Annotated in this window: 16 protein-coding genes; 4 read left to right on the top strand and 12 right to left on the bottom strand. The window is 54.9% G+C overall.

Annotation, left to right across the window (positions count from 1 at the left end):
* Nucleotides 1-4: 4 nt before the first annotated feature.
* A complete protein-coding gene (gene ftsH, locus QWY30_RS00385; RefSeq protein WP_290237251.1) occupies nucleotides 5-1,897 on the bottom strand; it encodes an ATP-dependent zinc metalloprotease FtsH in 1,893 nt (630 codons plus the stop codon).
* A gap of 202 nt (nucleotides 1,898-2,099) precedes the next feature.
* Complete coding sequence (locus QWY30_RS00380; RefSeq protein ID WP_290237250.1) at nucleotides 2,100-2,735, bottom strand: RlmE family RNA methyltransferase; 636 nt, start codon at nucleotides 2,733-2,735, stop codon at nucleotides 2,100-2,102.
* Between the two features lie 18 nt (nucleotides 2,736-2,753).
* Here QWY30_RS00380 and QWY30_RS00375 point away from each other — a divergent pair, with 18 nt between their 5' ends.
* Complete coding sequence (locus QWY30_RS00375; RefSeq protein ID WP_290237249.1) at nucleotides 2,754-3,359, top strand: YhbY family RNA-binding protein; 606 nt, start codon at nucleotides 2,754-2,756, stop codon at nucleotides 3,357-3,359.
* 66 nt (nucleotides 3,360-3,425) lie between these two features.
* Here QWY30_RS00375 and greA read toward each other — a convergent pair whose 3' ends face one another.
* The 5 genes from greA to QWY30_RS00350 form a co-directional block, all read right to left on the bottom strand.
* Nucleotides 3,426-3,902 carry a transcription elongation factor GreA gene (gene greA, locus QWY30_RS00370; protein ID WP_290237248.1) on the bottom strand — a complete coding sequence of 159 codons (477 nt, stop codon included), beginning with the start codon at nucleotides 3,900-3,902 and terminating at the stop codon, nucleotides 3,426-3,428.
* Between the two features lie 116 nt (nucleotides 3,903-4,018).
* Entirely contained in the window at nucleotides 4,019-4,765 is a 747-nt protein-coding gene (locus QWY30_RS00365; RefSeq protein ID WP_290237920.1) for an ABC transporter ATP-binding protein, read from the bottom strand.
* Between the two features lie 41 nt (nucleotides 4,766-4,806).
* On the bottom strand, nucleotides 4,807-5,580 hold the full coding sequence (locus QWY30_RS00360) for an ABC transporter ATP-binding protein (protein WP_290237247.1): 774 nt from the start codon (nucleotides 5,578-5,580) through the stop codon (nucleotides 4,807-4,809).
* Complete coding sequence (locus QWY30_RS00355) at nucleotides 5,577-7,460, bottom strand: ABC transporter permease (protein WP_290237246.1); 1,884 nt, start codon at nucleotides 7,458-7,460, stop codon at nucleotides 5,577-5,579. Before QWY30_RS00355 ends, QWY30_RS00360 begins: the two co-directional genes overlap by 4 nt.
* Nucleotides 7,461-7,478: 18 nt before the next feature.
* Nucleotides 7,479-8,690, bottom strand: a complete 1,212-nt coding sequence (locus QWY30_RS00350) for an ABC transporter substrate-binding protein (protein ID WP_290237245.1) — start codon at nucleotides 8,688-8,690, stop codon at nucleotides 7,479-7,481.
* 171 nt (nucleotides 8,691-8,861) lie between these two features.
* On the opposite strand from QWY30_RS00350, the gene QWY30_RS00345 reads away from it, so the two are divergent.
* Both QWY30_RS00345 and QWY30_RS00340 read left to right on the top strand, forming a co-directional pair.
* The gene (locus QWY30_RS00345; RefSeq protein ID WP_290237244.1) at nucleotides 8,862-9,635 is read left to right on the top strand and encodes a ferredoxin--NADP reductase; all 774 of its coding nucleotides are present in this window, start codon (nucleotides 8,862-8,864) and stop codon (nucleotides 9,633-9,635) included.
* A gap of 47 nt (nucleotides 9,636-9,682) precedes the next feature.
* Nucleotides 9,683-10,330, top strand: a complete 648-nt coding sequence (locus tag QWY30_RS00340) for a histidine phosphatase family protein (RefSeq protein ID WP_290237243.1) — start codon at nucleotides 9,683-9,685, stop codon at nucleotides 10,328-10,330.
* A gap of 45 nt (nucleotides 10,331-10,375) precedes the next feature.
* Here QWY30_RS00340 and QWY30_RS00335 read toward each other — a convergent pair whose 3' ends face one another.
* The 4 genes from QWY30_RS00335 to carA are packed head-to-tail and all read right to left on the bottom strand — an operon-like array spanning nucleotide 10,376 to nucleotide 16,693.
* Entirely contained in the window at nucleotides 10,376-11,131 is a 756-nt protein-coding gene (locus tag QWY30_RS00335) for an SDR family oxidoreductase (RefSeq protein ID WP_290237242.1), read from the bottom strand.
* A 3-nt stretch (nucleotides 11,132-11,134) separates the two neighbouring features.
* Nucleotides 11,135-12,307, bottom strand: a complete 1,173-nt coding sequence (locus QWY30_RS00330) for a CaiB/BaiF CoA transferase family protein (protein ID WP_290237241.1) — start codon at nucleotides 12,305-12,307, stop codon at nucleotides 11,135-11,137.
* A gap of 24 nt (nucleotides 12,308-12,331) precedes the next feature.
* Complete coding sequence (carB, locus tag QWY30_RS00325; protein ID WP_290237240.1) at nucleotides 12,332-15,571, bottom strand: carbamoyl-phosphate synthase large subunit; 3,240 nt, start codon at nucleotides 15,569-15,571, stop codon at nucleotides 12,332-12,334.
* Nucleotides 15,572-15,580: 9 nt separating this feature from the next.
* Nucleotides 15,581-16,693 carry a glutamine-hydrolyzing carbamoyl-phosphate synthase small subunit gene (carA, locus tag QWY30_RS00320; RefSeq protein WP_353958789.1) on the bottom strand — a complete coding sequence of 371 codons (1,113 nt, stop codon included), beginning with the start codon at nucleotides 16,691-16,693 and terminating at the stop codon, nucleotides 15,581-15,583.
* Between the two features lie 146 nt (nucleotides 16,694-16,839).
* Between carA and tal the strand changes: the two genes are divergently transcribed.
* A complete protein-coding gene (gene tal, locus QWY30_RS00315; RefSeq protein ID WP_290237239.1) occupies nucleotides 16,840-17,793 on the top strand; it encodes a transaldolase in 954 nt (317 codons plus the stop codon).
* A 9-nt stretch (nucleotides 17,794-17,802) separates the two neighbouring features.
* Here the strand turns inward: tal and recR are convergent, their stop codons facing one another.
* Nucleotides 17,803-18,411, bottom strand: coding sequence for a recombination mediator RecR (gene recR / locus QWY30_RS00310; RefSeq protein ID WP_290237238.1), 609 nt, complete (start codon nucleotides 18,409-18,411; stop codon nucleotides 17,803-17,805).
* Between the last annotated feature and the right edge of the window lies 1 nt (nucleotide 18,412).

The raw sequence follows: 18,412 nt of genomic DNA, 5'->3' as shown, positions 1-18,412 counted from the left end.
TGCCTCAGACGACGGCGGCGGGATCAGTGTTTGTGCCAGGCGCCGTGCCGCTCGGTGGTGCCCCTGTCGAATCCATCGGTGCCTCAGGCACTTTGGGTGGACGCGGCGGACGGCCTTCGATGATGTCATTGATCTGGTCGGAATCAATGGTTTCCCATTCGAGCAGAGCCTTGGTCATGACTTCAACTTTGTCACGATTGTTCTCGAGAATGGTACGTGCGACAGCGTACTGCTCGTCAATAATTTTACGGATCTGGTTATCGACCTTTTGCATGGTGTCTTCGGACATGTGGGTGGTCTTGGTCACGCTGCGACCCAAAAAGACTTCACCTTCATTTTCCGCATACACCATCGGACCAAGTTCGGTCGACATGCCATAACGCGTCACCATGTCACGGGCGATCGCCGTTGCACGCTCAAAGTCGTTGGAGGCGCCAGTCGTCATTTGATTCATGAACAATTCTTCGGCGATGCGACCACCAAACAACACCGCAATCGTGCAAAGCAACCGCTCTTTATCCATGCTGTAGCGATCGCCTTCGGGCAACTGCATCGTCACGCCCAGCGCGCGGCCACGTGGAATGATCGTGACCTTGTGCACAGGATCCGTCTTGGGGAGCATGCGCGCCACAATCGCATGACCCGACTCATGGTAAGCGGTATTGCGACGCTCTTCTTCAGGCATGACAAGCGAACGACGCTCGGCACCCATGATGATTTTGTCCTTGGCCTTTTCAAAGTCGGACATATCAACCGTCCGACCATTACGACGGGCGGCAAACAACGCAGCCTCGTTCACCAGGTTAGCCAAATCGGCACCAGAAAAGCCAGGGCAACCGCGAGCCAAAACATGCGCGTTGACGTTTTGAGCGAGAGGAACTTTACGCATGTGCACATTCAGGATCTGTTCACGACCGCGAATATCAGGCAGAGGCACGACAACCTGACGATCGAAACGACCGGGGCGCAGCAAGGCTGGATCCAGCACGTCAGGACGGTTGGTCGCGGCGATCACGATCACGCCCACGCCAGTCTCAAAACCATCCATCTCGACGAGCAACTGGTTGAGCGTTTGCTCGCGCTCATCGTTACCACCACCGAGCCCGGCGCCACGCTGGCGACCGACCGCATCGATTTCGTCGATGAAGATGATGCAAGGCGAATGCTTTTTAGCGTTCTCAAACATGTCGCGCACGCGAGAAGCACCCACGCCCACAAACATTTCGACAAAATCAGAGCCTGAGATGCTGAAGAATGGGACTTTGGCTTCGCCGGCAATTGCTTTAGCCAACAGTGTCTTACCCGTACCGGGCGAACCCACCATCAGCACGCCTCGGGGGATATGTCCACCGAGCTTCTGAAACTTGGTCGGGTCACGCAAGAAATCAACCAGCTCCTGCACATCCTCTTTGGCCTCGTCGCAGCCCGCGACATCGGCAAAGGTGATGGAGTTCGTGGTCTCATCGAGCATCCGGGCACGGGACTTGCCGAAACTGAACGCTCCGCCCTTGCCACCGCCCTGCATCTGGCGCATGAAAAACACCCACACGCCAATCAGCAACAGCATGGGGAACCACGACACGAAAATACTCATCAGGAACGAGGGCTCTTCGCGCGCCTTGCCCGAAACCTGCACACCCGCCTTCATCAGGTCGGACACCATCCAGAGGTCGCCGGGAGAAGTCAAAGTGTAAGGACGGCCAGCATCGGGCGTGACGTAGAGCACATCGCTCTGCACATCCACCTTGCGGATTTTGCCAGCCTTGGCATCGTCCATAAACTGGGTGTAACTGACGGAGTCTTGGGCAGGCGCACGGCTGTCAAACTGTTTGAAAACAGTAAACAGAACCAGTGCGATCACCATCCAGACAGCGACTTTAGAAAACGAATTGTTCAAGGCCGATCTCCTGCTTGTAATGCTGACAAGCGATACCCTAGTGGCCTAAAGGGAGTTTCGCAATATAAATCAATACTTCATTCTACCCCGATTCTGGTCACTTTCCGGCTGGATTCCCTTCGGCCTGAAGGGTTCAAACGGGGGATCAAAAGGGAATCAAAAGCGGAACAAAATCAAGAAGTTCCAGAACGCTCCAAGACCTCTACAACTTTCGACCTTTCGCGATGAGGAAAGTTTCAGAGGAACGATCCCGAGACGCTTTAGGCTTGCGCTCCACGACTCTTTTGAAGTGTCGCTTGAAGCTTTCAACGACTTGAGAGAAACCGCTGCCGTGGAAGGCTTTTACGATCAACGCACCATCAGGTTTGAGGTGCATCAGCGCAAATTCAAGAGCTAATTCGATCACTATTTGCACCCGCGCGGCATCAGCCATGCCCACTCCGGACAAATTGGGCGCCATATCTGACAGCACCAAGTCTACCTTAGCTCCATCCAGCATCGTGTTCAAGGTCTCAAGCACCGACTCCTCACTGAAGTCACCCTGGATAAACTCCACCCCGGCAATGGGCTCCATGGGAAGGATGTCCAAAGCGAGGATGCGTCCATCGAGAACGCCCCCCTTACCCACCAGCCTTTCGCGGGCGACCTGGGACCAGCTACCAGGCGCCGAACCCAGGTCGACAATCACATCCCCGCGACGCATCAGCTTCTCTGCATCCAGGATTTCGGTTAACTTGAAAGCCGCACGGGCGCGATAACCCTTTTGCTGGGCTAATTTGACGAATGGGTCGTTGATGTGTTGCATCACCCACTCTTTTGAAAATTTGTTCTTTGCCATTCCCGTACAATCTACCTTATGACTATTATGGAACTCACCCCACGCGAACGCAGCGCCCTTCGTGCTGCTGCCCATCCACTGCGCCCCGTCGTCCTGATTGGCGACAATGGCCTGACTGAGGCAGTACTCAAAGAAATCGATCTCAACCTGTCGGCACACGAGCTTATCAAAGTCCGCGCCGGCACGGCAGATCGAGAGGCGCGCGAGGAAATGCTCAGTGCGATCTGCGAAACGCTTTCCTGCGCCGCCGTTCATCATCTGGGCAAGATGCTGATTTTGTACAGGTACGGCGCGAAAGGCACCTACCTCAAGACTGAACCTGCCCCCACCTCACCTGCAAAACGCAAACCTTCGGAACCCCACACGCCTAAAAAGCTTGCCGCCGAAGGAAAAAAACTTGAAAAGCCATCGCGTCGCACTCGCGCCGAACGTGACAGCGAGCTCGAAGAGGATCGCCCCCGCGTATTTTCTGGTGATCGTCCGGCACGACCTAGCACACGTGCCACAGGCTCCAAGGATACAGCACATGGGATTCCGCGTCGCAGCGCACTGTCCTTGCGTGCCGGTGCTCGTCGTGGAGCGCCTGGTTTGGTTTCTCGTAAACGTCCCGCACCCAAGCGTTAAAACAAAATTTAAAACGCCTCGATGCACCAGGCATCGGGGCGTTTTTTATGGCGAACCATTAAACCTTTACAGGTATTTGATGCTGACGATCTCGAACTCGCGGATACCGGAAGGTGCCTGCACCTGAACGACATCGCCTTCGTATTTGCCGATCAAGGCACGCGCGACAGGACTGGAAACAGAAATAAGATTGGCGCGAATATCGGCTTCGACATCGCCCACAATCTGATAGGTCACCTTTTCACCCGATTCGAGATCCTCGATCTCGACCGTCGAGCCAAAAACTGCGCGACCATCCGCATCGATCGTGCTTGGATCGATGATCTGAGCATTGGACAAGGTACCGTCGAGCTCGCTGATACGGCCTTCGATAAAGCCCTGGCGCTCGCGAGCGGCATCGTACTCGGCGTTTTCCGAAAGATCGCCCTGCGCACGCGCCTCCGCGATCGCATTGATCACGGCTGGACGTTCAACATGTTTGAGGCGATGCAACTCGGCTTGCAAGCGCTCGGCCCCGCGCGCGGTAAGAGGAATAGTGGCCATGATATTTTCCCAAAAAGCAAAACCCCGGATCGATGCGAAGCCGGGGTGGTGATCAAGTCTCTATTGTGAGCAAAGTTGGCGGCAAATGCAAGCCACCCTCTACAGATTCATGTTTCTTACATCGTCAGGTAGTCTTTCTTGACTTGTTCGAGCTGATCAAGTTCGGCCAGCGTGCCAGTGAAACGAATGTGACCCTTTTCGAGCAGATACACACGGTCGGACACAAGTCGCGCAAAGTGGAGATTCTGTTCTGACAACAAAATACTGACACCCTGACGCTTGAGCGCCAAGATCATATGCACCATCTGCTCGACAACAATTGGCGCCACCCCTTCGGACGGTTCGTCAAGCAACACCAGGAAAGGATTGCCCATCAGCGTTCGCGCCACAGTCAGCATTTGTTGTTCACCACCGCTCATTTTTCCGCCCGGACGATGGGGCATTTCAGACAAATTGGGAAACAAATCGAATAAACGCTCGACACTCCATTCGGGTGCAAGAGAACCATCGGGCCAGCGGCGAGCAGGCTGGCGCCCGACGGCCAGATTTTCAAGCACCGTCAAATCTGTGAATATGCGCCGATCTTCAGGCACGAAACCCAAACCCAGCGTCGCGATGCGATAGGCGGGTAGCGTCGAGATATCGCGTCCCATGAAAACGACCTGACCCGCTCGTCGCTCAATCAAGCCCATCAGCGTCTTGATCGCAGTCGACTTGCCCGCACCATTGCGACCCATCAGGGCGACGACTTCCCCTCGCCTGACCTCGAGATCGACATCAAATAGAATCTGAGCCGCGCCATACCACGCGCACAAATGCTCAGCCACGAGCAACGGCTGTTCGTGACCTTTCACTTCCGACATGGGCGTGAGCGTCTGTCGGGATGTTGCGACGAGAGGTGATGTCATTGCCCTCCTCCCCAGTCGGCATGAAAGGTCGCGCCTGTTCCAAAATACACTTCTTGTACTTGACGATTTGCACGCACCTCGGCGGGTGTTCCCTGCGCAATTAGACGGCCGCGCGCCAACACAATGACACGATCCGCAAACGCGAACACAACATCCATACTGTGCTCGGTGAAAAGCACCGCGATGTTTTGCTCGAGCACCAAACGCTTGGTCAAGGCCATCAAAGCGTGTCGTTCCTCGGGCGCCATGCCGGCAGTCGGTTCATCCATGAGTAAAAGCTTGGGCTCGTTAGCCAGTGCCATGGCGAGTTCAACGCGTTTAACATCACCATAAGCGAGCTCACTGCAAGCGCGCTCGCCTTGTTGCGCCATCCCAACCTGCTCGAGCAACTCTTGGGCGCGTGCTTGCGCGAACGCACGTGCGGGTTTTAAAAATGAAAACAGGCGACGCTGATGGGAGAGCAACGCCATTTGTACATTTTCCAGGGCAGTGAATGAACCAAAGGTTTCCGCGATCTGGAATGTTCGACCGACTCCGAGGCGCCAAATATCGCGCGGAGCCAAACCCAGCAATTCATGTCCGGATAATTGCGCAGAGCCTCGATCGGCGCGCAATTGTCCATTGATCATATTGAATGTTGTTGTTTTGCCCGCGCCATTTGGACCGATCAATGCCAACAATTCACCCGGGCGTATTGAAAAGCTGACCTCGTCTACGGCAGTCAGCCCCCCGAAAGATTTCCCGAGATCCCTGACGACAAGCAAACTCATCGCGCACCCCGCCAGATCAGGAAGCGACGCCCGGCACCTGCTAGCCCCTCCGGAAACAAGAGCACAAGCAAAAGAATGATGCCACCGAGCATCGCGCGCCAGTATTCTGTGTTGCGCGCCACGGTGTCATGAAGCCAGGTGAACGACAAGGCTCCCACAAGAGGACCCGAGAGCGTTTGAATCCCCCCTAACAGCACCATCACCAGACCATCGACGGACTTACTCACGTACAACACTTCGGGCGAAATACTGCCTTTAGAAAAAGCAAAGAGCGCCCCAGCCAATCCAGCCAGCGTACCCGCGATCACAAACGCAATCCACTGCATGCGCTTGACATTGATCCCGATCGCGTCGGCCCGCACTGCAGAGTCCCTGGCTGCTCGCACAGCGTAACCAAACGGCGCGTGCAATACCCGGCGCATCCACCATACTCCAATGACCACGAAAGCGAGTGTGAGCCAGTAATAGTGTTGCTTGTTCATGAGCCAATGGGCGGGCCACACACCGGTCAGGCCATTACTGCCGCCCGTGAACCCATCCCACTGAAAGACGACTGCCCACGTAATCTGGGCAAAGGCGAGCGTCAGCATGGCCAAATAAACACCCGATAAACGCACACTAAACCAGCCAAACACAGCAGCGCCGAACAAGGCAACCAAAGGCGCGATCAAAAGCGCCGCCTCCATGGGCACGCCGGCATACTTCAAGAGTAACGCTGCGCCATAGGCACCCAGACCAAAATAGGCAGCATGACCAAAAGAATGCATGCCAGCCGGTCCCATAATGAAATGCAAACTCGTCGCAAAGAGTGCGGCCACCAACAAATCAATACTCAAAATTGTCACATACGGAGAAGATCGGGTCAGCCAGGGAAGAAGTACAAGCAAGACAATCAACACTGTCCAGAACGGCACGCTCCAGACACTGGCCGCTCGCAAGGGTGCTTCGGCATAAGTGGTATGCCGAGCAGGCTGCTGGGGTCGTCCAAATAATCCCCAGGGCCTGAGCATCAGGACGGTCGCCATCACCAGAAACTCCACGACCAAGGTCAGCTTGGAAAAAGAAACTTCTACGCCGAAGATTGTCTCGACACCCAACCAGATACAGATCGCCTTGATTTCAGCAATCAATAGCGCGGCGACAAAAGCGCCTGGAATCGAGCCCATGCCGCCGACCACGACGACGACAAAGGCCGCACCGATGATATTGAGATCCATCTCCAGACTGGCGGGCTCACGAGGCAGCTGAAGCGCCCCCCCCAAACCAGCCAGAAAGGCGCCAAGCGCGAATACGCTGGTGAACAACCAGGCCTGATTGACCCCTAGGGCACCCACCATTTCACGATCCTGTGTGGCAGCGCGTACGTATACCCCCCAGCGAGTGCGGGTCAGCAATAACCACAACATCCCGAGGATCACAGGCCCCAGCACAATTAAAAGCAGGTCGTAACTTGGAAAGCTGCGACCCAAGATCTGCACGGCGGATTTAAATCCCGGCGCACGCGGGCCCAGCAACTCCTCCGGCCCCCAGAACCACAAGACAGCGTCCTTGATCACCAACACGAGCGCGAAGGTCGCAAGTAATTGAAACAACTCAGGCGCTCTGTAAATACGGCGCATTAACGTCATTTCCACCAGCGCACCCAATATTGCGACACTGAGTGCCGCAGCGAGTATGGCGGGCCAAAAACCAATCGTCGAAGAAAATCTTGTGACCAGGCTGTAGGCCACATAGATCCCGACCATGAAAAAAGATCCATGGGCAAAATTGACGATGCGCGTCACACCGAAAATCAACGACAAACCGGCCGCCACCAAAAATAACGAGGAGGCGCCGGCCAAGCCGTTTAAGAGCTGAACGATGAAACTGGCAAGATCCATACGATGCGCTCGACGCGCCTAGTCAGCCGGTCGAAGCTTTTTCACCTCGGCGGCAGAAGGTAAAAATTTTGCGCCATCCATGTAGCGGAAATCCACCATCACACCCTTTCCACCTTCATTTTTTGTGCGACCCACGAACGCACCCATCGTCGATTGATGGTCCTCAGGTCGATAAGTGATTGGGCCAAACGGCGTCATCAATTGCAATCCTTTGAAAGCGGCGACCAAGGCCTCAGTATCCGTACTTTTCGCTTTTTTAATACCCTCTGCAAGCGACATGATGGTGCTGTAGCCAATGATCGATCCGAGTCGTGGATAGTCTTTAAAACGTGCCTGATAGGCTTTCAGGAAAGCCTCGTGTTCAGGTGTTTTGATGCCGTACCAAGGATAGCCGGTCACCAGCCAGCCATCAGGTGTCTCGTCCTTGAGTGGATCCAGATATTCGGGCTCGCCTGTCAGCAAGCTCACGACCTCGCGACCCTTGAATAAACCACGTGTATTGCCCTCGCGGACCAATTTGGCGAGATCCGCGGCGAACAACACGTTGAAAATCGCATCTGGTTTCGCATCCGACAAGGCCTGCACCACACTGCCCGCATCGAGCTTGCCTAGCGGAGGCGCCTGTTCAGCGACAAACTCGACGTCTGGTTGAGCCGCTTTGAGAAGTGTTTTAAATGTGGCAGCCGCGGATTGACCATATTCATAATTGGGATAAACAATCGCCCAGCGTTTCTTATTCATGGCAGCGGCTTCGGGCACTAACATCGCAACCTGCATGTAAGTTGAAGTGCGCAGACGGTATGTGTAGCGATTGCCATTTTGCCAAACGATCTTATCGGTCAGTGGCTCGCTCGCCAGGAAGAACACCTTTTTCTGTTTGGCAAAATCAGTGAGCGCTAAACCGATATGAGACAAAAATGACCCCGTCAACACGTCAACCTTGTCACGCGTCAGGAGTTCCTCTGCGACCCGAACGGCATCTCCGGGATTGGCATTGTCATCACGCGTGATCAACTGGACTTGCTTACCGTTCAGACCGCCAGAAGCATTGATCTGCTCGACGGCCAGCTCCATCCCTTTTTTATAGGGCTCGAGAAATGCGGGCTGTGCCTTGTAGCTGTTGATTTCACCAATTTTAATGGTGCCCTGCGCATGGACAGTGGATGAAAAGGCCAGCACTGCGGTGGCTTGTAGCACCAGTCGTATCCAATTGGGGGTCTGCACACTCATGACATTTGCTCCTACAGCATTTCAAAATCGCATTAAAGCGTTGCGGCGAACGATCACTATAGCCGCCTGAACCAAAAACTTTAACCTAAATGCACGTCAGGCCGGGCCGAAGCTGGGATCCCTGCCATATTTGTTATAGTTTTTTTTTGTGAGTCTTAAAAGAAAACCCCCATGAGTGCCTTCAACGAAGAAAAAGTCCTGAGTGTGCATCACTGGACAGACCGTCTTTTTAGCTTTACGACAACGCGGGATCCCTCCCTGAGATTCAGCAACGGTCACTTCACAATGATCGGTTTGAAGGTGAACGGCAAGCCTCTCTTGCGTGCCTACAGTATCGCGAGCGCGAACTACGAGGAGCACCTGGAATTTCTCAGTATCAAAGTCGAGGACGGCCCGCTGACCTCACGCTTGCAGCATATTCAAGTGGGAGACTCGATTATTGTGGGACGCAAACCCACCGGGACACTGCTGATCGATTATTTACTGCCGGGCAAACGTTTATATATGTTTGCCTCGGGCACAGGCCTGGCGCCTTTTCTGAGCGTGATTCGCGATCCGGAAACCTACGAGAAATTCGAGGAGGTTGTGTTGGTGCATGGCGTGCGCGAAGTTGCCGAACTGGCCTATCACGACTACCTCACTCAAACCTTGCCACAGCATGAGTTCCTGGGCGAAATGGTCAGTCGTCAATTACGCTACTACCCCACTGTGACACGCGAAACCTATACCAACATGGGACGCATCACGACCTTGATTGAGAGTGGAAAGCTCTTTGCCGACTTGAAAGTCCCGCACCTCGACCGCGAGCAAGACCGCATCATGATTTGCGGCAGTCCCGATATGTTGCGCGACCTGAAAGCCATGCTTGAAACGCGCGGGTTCAAAGAAGGCAACACCACCCGCCCCGGCGATTTTGTGATCGAACGCGCATTCGCAGAGCAATAATCTCGCGCAGTACACTGGAAGATCTATTTTAAGGATTGATGCACAGCATGACTGAAATCTGGTTGGTTCGACACGGTGAAACCCCCTGGAACGTGGAGAGCCGCGTACAGGGCTGGGAGGACATCGGACTGAATGAAAACGGTATCGAACAAGCCCGGTCACTTGCGCGTCATATCAAGAATCTGAGTGATTCGGGGACGCGTCTGGATGCAATCTACACCAGTGATCTCAAGCGTGCCCATCACACTGCCAGCATCGTGGCCGAATCAGTGGGTTTGCCTTTATCGCTCGAACCCGGTATCCGTGAACGTCACTTCGGCGTCTTGCAGGGCTTGATTTATAGCGAAATGGAACAGCACCAGCCTGAGGCTTATCGGATCTGGCGCAGCCGTGATCCCGATCTTGAAATGCCTGAGGGCGAATCGCTTGGCTTTTTCCACCGTCGGGTAGTCGGAGCCATCAATGGACTCGCGACCAAACACCCAGGGCAACGCATCATGGTAGTGAGTCATGGCGGTGCGATGGACATCATCTGGCGCCACGCCAGTCAGGTCGGTCTACAGGCTGATCGCAAAGCTCCATTGCTGAACGCGAGTTTGAATCGTCTCAGCGTATCCCCGGAATCATGGAGAATCTTGAGCTGGGGCGAGGTGGAGCACCTTGGCGAAGGCGCACAGAATGATGTCACGCCCTGACGGGATGATTTGGATCTTTTAGATCTTTCGAATCTATCGAGTCTTTTAGCTCTGACGGGGTTTTCGCGGCGCATTCACGGCCAAACGGTCATAGAGCCAGTTCGGTAGCGCACGCATGATTTTGCCGACAATCCCCATCTGCCAGGGTATCACGACATAGGAATTGTGCTGAGAGATCGATCGTGCCGCACGCCGGGCAAAAATATCCGCGTCTAGCAAAAAGGGCATGCTGTAGGGATTTTTAGCGGTCATCTCGGTTTTGATATAGCCCGGGGCAATGGTGACCACCGACAAACCGAAAGGTTTGAGCTCCAGGCGCAGGCTTTCACAATATGTCGCGACCGCAGCTTTGGATGCACTGTAGGCACCTGCGCCAGGCAAGCCACGCACACCTGCCACACTCGCGATACCGACAAGCGTACCGGTACCGACCTGCTTCATCAGGGGAACGAAAGGCTCAAAGGTAGAGACCGTCGCCATCACGTTCGTTTCAAAGATCGCTTTGAAGACATCAAAATCTGCCCGCTCCTCGGTGAGCGTACCGGCGCTGATACCCGCTGATGCAATCACGATATCCACGCGACCGACTTGCCTAATGAAGTCCTCAGCGGCAGCATGCAGCGCCTCGCGATCGCACACATCAACCACATACATATGATGCGAACCCGGCAAGGTCTCGATCAGCGCGTTGAGACGCTCACCGCGTCGCGCAAGCAAACCCAACACATGACCTTGAGCTGCATAATGACGCGCCAAGGCAGCACCCAGCCCGCTGCTGGCACCTGTGATGAATACCGCCATGGATTAGCGACCCGCCTGTTTGACCACGCCGGCAGTGATCAATCGCTCAACCGCATCTTCGGACAAACCCATTTGCATGAGAATCTCGATTGAATGTTCGCCAATCCGAGGGGAGCTCTCGACGGGACGACGATGCGGGTGAATGGGCAAACCAATGTAGGGCAATAACCCGACCCCTGGCTGATCGAGTTGTTGCGCAAGCTTTAAATGCTGGGCCTGCGGATGATTGAGCACACCTTGATAATCACGAACAACCGCATGCAACACATCATGTTTTTTGAACAGTGCTGTCCAATGTTCGGTTGATTGCTGACAGAGCTGCTGATTCATCAGATCGCGTAACACCGCTTTGTTTTCAAAACGGATGTGATTATCGATGAAGCGTGGATCGGTCTTCCATTCGGGACGCCCCATTGCATCGCATATGTGATGGAAGTGTTCGGTATGGACCGTGACAATCGATATCTTTCCATCCGCGGTATCGAATACTCCGTTTGGAGCACTGACTGAACCAAAGGGGCGCTTGCCCGCCATCGCTTCTTCGAGAAAACACATTCCTTGAAACGAGGCGCAAGCTTCGAAGAGACTGACTTCGACATGCGTGCCTTGCTTGCGGACAAGACGCTGATACAAGGCTGTTGCGGCGCCTTGCGCGGCATAGAGACCCGTCATGATGTCAGCGGCGAGCACGCCCAAGCGACGAGGCGTACCCTGCTCATCTTGATTGGAATACATCAGACCGCTATCAGACTGCATCACCGAATCTGTTGCCGGAGCATCCGCATACGGACCATCCGGACCGTAGCCACTGATCGAGACATATACGAGCTCTGGCTTTTGCCTGGAGAGCTCCTCGTAGCCGATGCCCAGCCGCTGCGCGACACCAGGACGGAAATTTTGCACGATGACATCGGCTTGCATCGCCATGTCATACAAAATCTTCTTGCCCTCTGGATGGCGAGCATCCAGTGCCAGCGCTTTTTTACCGGCGCTGTTTTGAATGCCGTAAGCGCTGTGATCACCCTTGTTGACGCCGATAAAACGGATCCAGTCGCCAGAAGGAGGCTCGACCTTGATCACGTCGGCGCCCTGTTGCCACAGAATGTGCGCGCAATAGGGCCCGGCGATCCCCTGGCTGATATCTAAAACACGCAATCCGGTGTAGGGAAGAGTCATCAGCCAGCCTGCCTTAAAGAAGAATTAAGAAGCGAGTGAGCGGTGCAAGTCCTGCAATGAGTAAACCTTGATGCCGAGCCCTTCGCGCAAGTACTGCATGCCCTCGACAGCCGCGAGAGCGCCCGCGATGGTCGTGTAGTAGGTCACACGCGCAGCCAGCGCCTGGGTGCGAATCGCACGTGAATCGGTTATCGCGTTTCTGCGTTCTTCAACAGTGTTGATCACGAGAGACACTTCACCGTTTTTAAGCATGTCCACGATGTGCGGACGCCCTTCGGCGACCTTGTTGACAAGCATCACGGGAATGCCAGCCTCCTGGATCGCAGCCGCTGTACCGCGTGTCGCCACAACCTTGAAACCCAGTGCGTGCAAACCGCGCGCAACTTGAACAGCTTTAGGTTTGTCGGCATTTTTCACGCTGATAAACACCGTACCCGACTCAGGCAAATTGACGCTAGCCGCCATCTGTGATTTGACAAAAGCCTCACCGAAGGTCTCGCCAACACCCATGACCTCGCCTGTCGACTTCATCTCGGGTCCGAGAATCGTATCAACGCCGGGGAACTTCACGAAGGGGAAGACAGCCTCTTTAACCGAGAAGTAATGTGGAACGACTTCTTTTGTGATGCCTTGTGAAGCCAGAGTCTGACCGGCCATCGCGCGAGCCGCGATCTTGGCCAGTTGCAGACCTGTCGCTTTGGAGACGAAGGGAACGGTCCGCGAAGCGCGTGGGTTGACCTCAAGCACGTATACATCACCGTTCTGAACGGCGAATTGAACGTTCATCAACCCCTTCACATTCAACGCGCGGGCCATCAGCGCTGTCTGACGCTTGATTTCCTCGGTCATCTCGGGGGACAGAGAGTAAGGCGGCAAGCAGCATGCGGAGTCGCCTGAGTGCACACCTGCTTGCTCGATGTGTTCCATGACACCACCGATGAATACCTCTTGACCATCGCACAGGCAATCGACGTCGATTTCAATCGCGTTGTTCAAAAAGCGATCGAGCAGCACGGGAGAGTCGTTACTGACTTTGACGGCTTCGCGCATGTATCGCTCGAGGTCTGTCTGCTCATGCACGATTTCCATGGCGCGACCACCCAGCACGTAACTCGGACGCACCACCAGGGGATAGCCAATTTCCTGCGCGTGATTCAGCGCCTCGCTTTCGGTACGCGCGGTACGGTTGGGCGGCTGACGCAAATTGAGTTTGTTGAGCAATTTCTGGAAGCGCTCACGATCCTCAGCAACGTCAATCGACTCGGGACTGGTGCCAATGATCGGCGCACCGTTCGCCTCAAGCGCGCGAGCGAGTTTCAAGGGTGTCTGGCCACCATATTGAACAATGATGCCAACCGGCTTTTCCTTGTGGACGATTTCAAGCACGTCCTCAAGTGTCAAGGGTTCGAAATACAAACGATCCGAGGTGTCATAGTCAGTCGAAACAGTCTCTGGGTTGCAATTGACCATGATGGTTTCATAACCATCGTCACGCAAGGCCAGCGCGGCGTGCACGCAGCAGTAATCAAATTCGATACCCTGGCCGATACGGTTGGGTCCGCCACCGAGCACCATGATTTTTTTGCGATCAGTGGGTTCTGCCTCGCACTCTTGCTCATAGGTCGAGTAGAGATAGGCTGTGTTGGTGGCGAATTCGGCCGCGCAGGTATCGACGCGCTTGTAAACGGGACGTACGTTGTACTGATGGCGTAACTTGCGCACCTCGGCTTCGACGGTGTCGAGCAGGAAAGCCAGGCGACGGTCTGAAAAGCCACGACGCTTGAGCTGCAACAGCGTCTCGACATCCAGGTCGGCCAGCGTGCGTTGCTCGAGCGCCAGTTCAATATCGACAATTTCCTTGATCTGCGCAAGGAACCAGGGATCGATTTTGGTGAGTTGATGCACTTCGTCGAGCGTGAAGCCTTGTGCGAACGCATCGCCCACATACCAGATGCGCTCAGGACCGGGCTCACCGAGCTCGACCTGGATTTTCTCGCGATCAGTTGTTTTTTGATTGAGACCGTCCACACCGACCTCAAGGCCGCGCAAGGCTTTCTGGAAAGACTCCTGGAACGTGCGCCCAATCGCCATCACCTCGCCGACCGACTTCATCTGTGTCGTCAAGCGCGCATCAGCAGTCGGAAACTTTTCGAAAGCGAAACGTGGCACCTTGGTGACGACGTAGTCGATTGTGGGCTCAAAGGATGCGGGTGTCGCACCACCTGTGATTTCGTTTTTCAATTCGTCGAGCGTGTAGCCGACCGCGAGACGGGCTGCGACCTTGGCAATGGGGAAGCCCGTTGCTTTGGAGGCAAGCGCCGAGGAGCGTGACACGCGAGGATTCATCTCGATCACGATCATGCGACCGTTGTCGGGATTCACGGCGAACTGAACGTTTGAGCCACCCGTATCAACACCGATCTCGCGCAATACCGCGATCGAGGCGTTGCGCATGATTTGATATTCTTTATCGGTCAGCGTCTGCGCCGGCGCGACGGTAATCGAGTCACCGGTATGCACCCCCATCGGGTCGAGGTTTTCGATCGAGCAAACGATGATGCAGTTGTCGGCGCTGTCGCGCACGACTTCCATCTCAAACTCTTTCCAGCCCAGCAGAGACTCCTCGATCAGCAACTCGCTGGTCGGAGAGGCCTCTAGGCCTCGGCGGCAAATCGTTTCGAATTCTTCGGCGTTATAGGCAATACCGCCACCACTCCCACCGAGCGTAAAGCTTGGACGAATGACAGCTGGAAAACCGGAAGTGCCAATTTCAGCAGCGATTCTCTTTTGAACTTCCCACGCCTCTTCAAGGCTATGGGCGACGCCCGATTTCGCGGACTCCAGTCCGATCGCGCTCATCGCGACTTTGAATTTTTGACGGTCTTCGGCCTTTTCGATCGCATGCGCATTCGCACCGATCAACTCGACGTTGTACTTCTTGAGAACGCCGTGTTTGTCGAGATCAAGCGCGCAATTCAGCGCAGTCTGGCCACCCATGGTGGGCAACACGGCATCGGGACGCTCTTTCTCGATGATTTTTTCCACAACCTGCCAGGTGATCGGCTCGATGTAGGTAACATCGGCGGTTTCTGGATCGGTCATGATGGTCGCAGGGTTGCTGTTGACCAGGATGGTGCGGTAACCCTCGGCTTTCAAGGCTTTGCAAGCCTGAGCGCCTGAATAGTCGAACTCGCAGGCCTGACCGATGATGATCGGACCCGCGCCGATGATGAGAATACTTTTTAGGTCTGTACGCTTTGGCATGGTGACTCTTTATTTTTTACCGGCCATCAGGCTCATGAATTGATCGAACAGGACCACGATATCGTGCGGTCCAGGGCTGGCTTCGGGGTGCCCTTGAAAACAAAATGCCGGGCGGTCCGTGAGCTCGAAGCCCTGCAAGGTACCGTCAAACAATGAAATATGCGTCACGCGCGCATTGGCGGGGAGCGTTTTGGCGTCCACAGCAAAACCGTGGTTCTGGGCGGTGATGAACACGCGTCCGCTCGCCAGCTCCTGGACGGGATGATTGGAGCCATGATGACCCGTTTTCATCTTGACTGTCTTGGCACCCAAGGCAAGACCCATAATCTGCTGGCCCAGACAAATGCCAAAAATCGGGAGCTTGCGCTCGAGAAAAACCTTGGTGGCGGCAATCGCATAGTCACAAGGATCTGGATCGCCAGGGCCATTGGACAGGAACACGCCGTCTGGTTGCAGTGCCAAGACTTGCTCGGCGGTGGTCTGCGCCGGAACAACGGTGATGCGGCAACCACGCTCAGCGAGCAGGCGCAAAATATTGGATTTCACACCGAAATCGTAAGCGACAACATGCGGCGACTGACGATCGTTTTTGCCGTAACCCACTCCGAGTTGCCAGGTCGATTCCGTCCAATTTGCATTTTTTGTGGCCGATACGACCTTGGCCAAATCCTGACCCGACATGCCAGGGAAAGCTGCCGCGAGCTTGAGCGCTTGTTCGGCATCGTCACCCACAAAGATACAACCACCCTGCGCACCGCCCTCACGAAGGATACGGGTCAACTTACGGGTATCGATCTCGGCGATGGCGACAATACCCTGCGACTTCAGGTAGTCGGGCAAGGACTGTGTTGAACGGAAATTGGAGAGGCGCGCAGGGCAATTGCGAACAATCAGGCCTGCGGCATGAATCTTGGTGGATTCGACATCTTCGAGGTTGACGCCGGTATTGCCAATGTGGGGATACGTCAGCGTCACGATCTGTCCGCTGTAGCTCGGATCCGTCAAAATCTCTTGATAACCTGTCATGGCGGTGTTGAAGACCACCTCGGCGACAGTATGGCCAGGGGCACCAATAGAAATACCCCGAAATACGGTACCATCAGCCAGCGCTAAAATCGCAATCGAGTTGCGACGCGTGGTTTTGGCGGCAGCAGTTGTATCATTCTTTCCAGACCCTGGGTTCTTAAGCTCAATCTCATCAAATATATTTGGCAGCACAATTAACCCCGGCATCAAATCTTATAAGCAAACCTTGGAAGTATAACCCGATGGCCAGCCTTCTCGAATCTTTACGTAAATACACCACCGTTGTAGCAGACACGGGCGACTTTGAGAGCATGAAGCGCTATCAACCCACCGATGCCACGACGAATCCCTCTCTGATTTTGAAGGCTGTTCAGCAGGACGCCTACCGTCCCATGCTTGCGCGCTGCGTCAACGCTCACCCCAAAGCGTCTTCAGAGACCTTGGTCGACCAGCTACTGGTTGCCTTTGGAAAAGAAATTCTTAGCATTGTGCCGGGGAGAGTTTCAACAGAAGTCGACGCACGGCTTTCTTTTGACACGCGGGCTACGATCGACCGGGCACGACAGATTATGGCCCTTTACGCAGCTGAGGGGATCGGACGCGAACGTGTCTTGATCAAGATCGCGGCGACTTGGGAAGGTATCCAAGCCGCACGTGTTCTCGAGTCCGAAGGTATCCGCTGCAACCTGACGCTTCTCTTCTCGCTTTCTCAAGCTGTGGCGTGCGCCGATGCCCGCGTCCAACTGATTTCACCTTTTGTGGGTCGCATTTACGATTGGCACAAAAAACAGCAAGCAAGTGCCTGGGATGAAGCCGCCAGCAGCGGTCGTCACGACCCCGGCGTACTGTCGGTGACAAAAATATACAACTACTACAAATATTTCGACATTCCCACTGAAATCATGGGCGCAAGTTTTCGCAATACGGGTCAGATACTCGCGCTCGCAGGTTGCGACCTGTTGACGATCAGCCCCGAGCTCCTGGGAAGTCTAAACGAGTCCACCGGCAGCCTCTCGGCCTCACTCACGCCCGAAGGCGCGCGCGCCAGTCAGCCGCAGGCTTTACCTTGCGACGAGCAAAGCTTTAGATTTCTACTGAACGAAGACGCAATGGCAAGTGAAAAGCTCTCAGAAGGGATTCGGGCTTTTGTCGCGGATGCTCGCAAGCTCGATGCTTTGATTGACGCGCAACGGTAATCTTCAAGGCTACGTAGGGCGACGTTCCATGAGCGCCCACGCCACCGTGCCCGCGTCGACATATTCGATCTCACTGCCCGCAGGCACTCCGCGCGCAAGGCGCGTCACCTTGATGCCAAGCGCACGCAATGACTCAGAGAGGTAGTGTGCGGTCGTCTCGCCCTCTGCCGTGAAATTGGTCGCAAGAATCACTTCTTTAACCAGACCATTACCGGCTCTTTTCAACACCCGACCAAAATCGAGCTCGTCGGGTCCCCGGCCCTCCAAAGGCGCGAGACTACCCATCAAAACGTAGTACATACCTGTGTAGCCATGGGTCGCTTCGATTGAGTTTTGATCGGCAGGCGTTTCAACAATACAGAGCAAAGAAGCATCGCGTTCCGGATGCTCGCAGGTCGCACAGACAGGGACTTCAGTAAAACCATTGCATTGTTCGCAATGCTGCAAACGTTCAACCGCCTCGGTTAACGCCTGACCGAGCTGTTCGGCGGCCTGCAAATCGTGCTGCAACAGGTGATAAGCCATGCGCCGCGCAGTCCGGACACCCACGCCCGGCAGCCGACGCAATGCGTCGACCAGCGCAAGCAGTGGTTGAGGTTCGGAGCTGAATTTTTCCATT

The organism is Zwartia panacis (assembly GCF_030410395.1).
GTDB classification, from domain to species: domain Bacteria; phylum Pseudomonadota; class Gammaproteobacteria; order Burkholderiales; family Burkholderiaceae_B; genus Zwartia; species Zwartia panacis.
The sequence above is the reverse complement of the archived record's forward strand: the minus strand, read 5'-3'. Positions and strand labels throughout refer to the sequence as shown.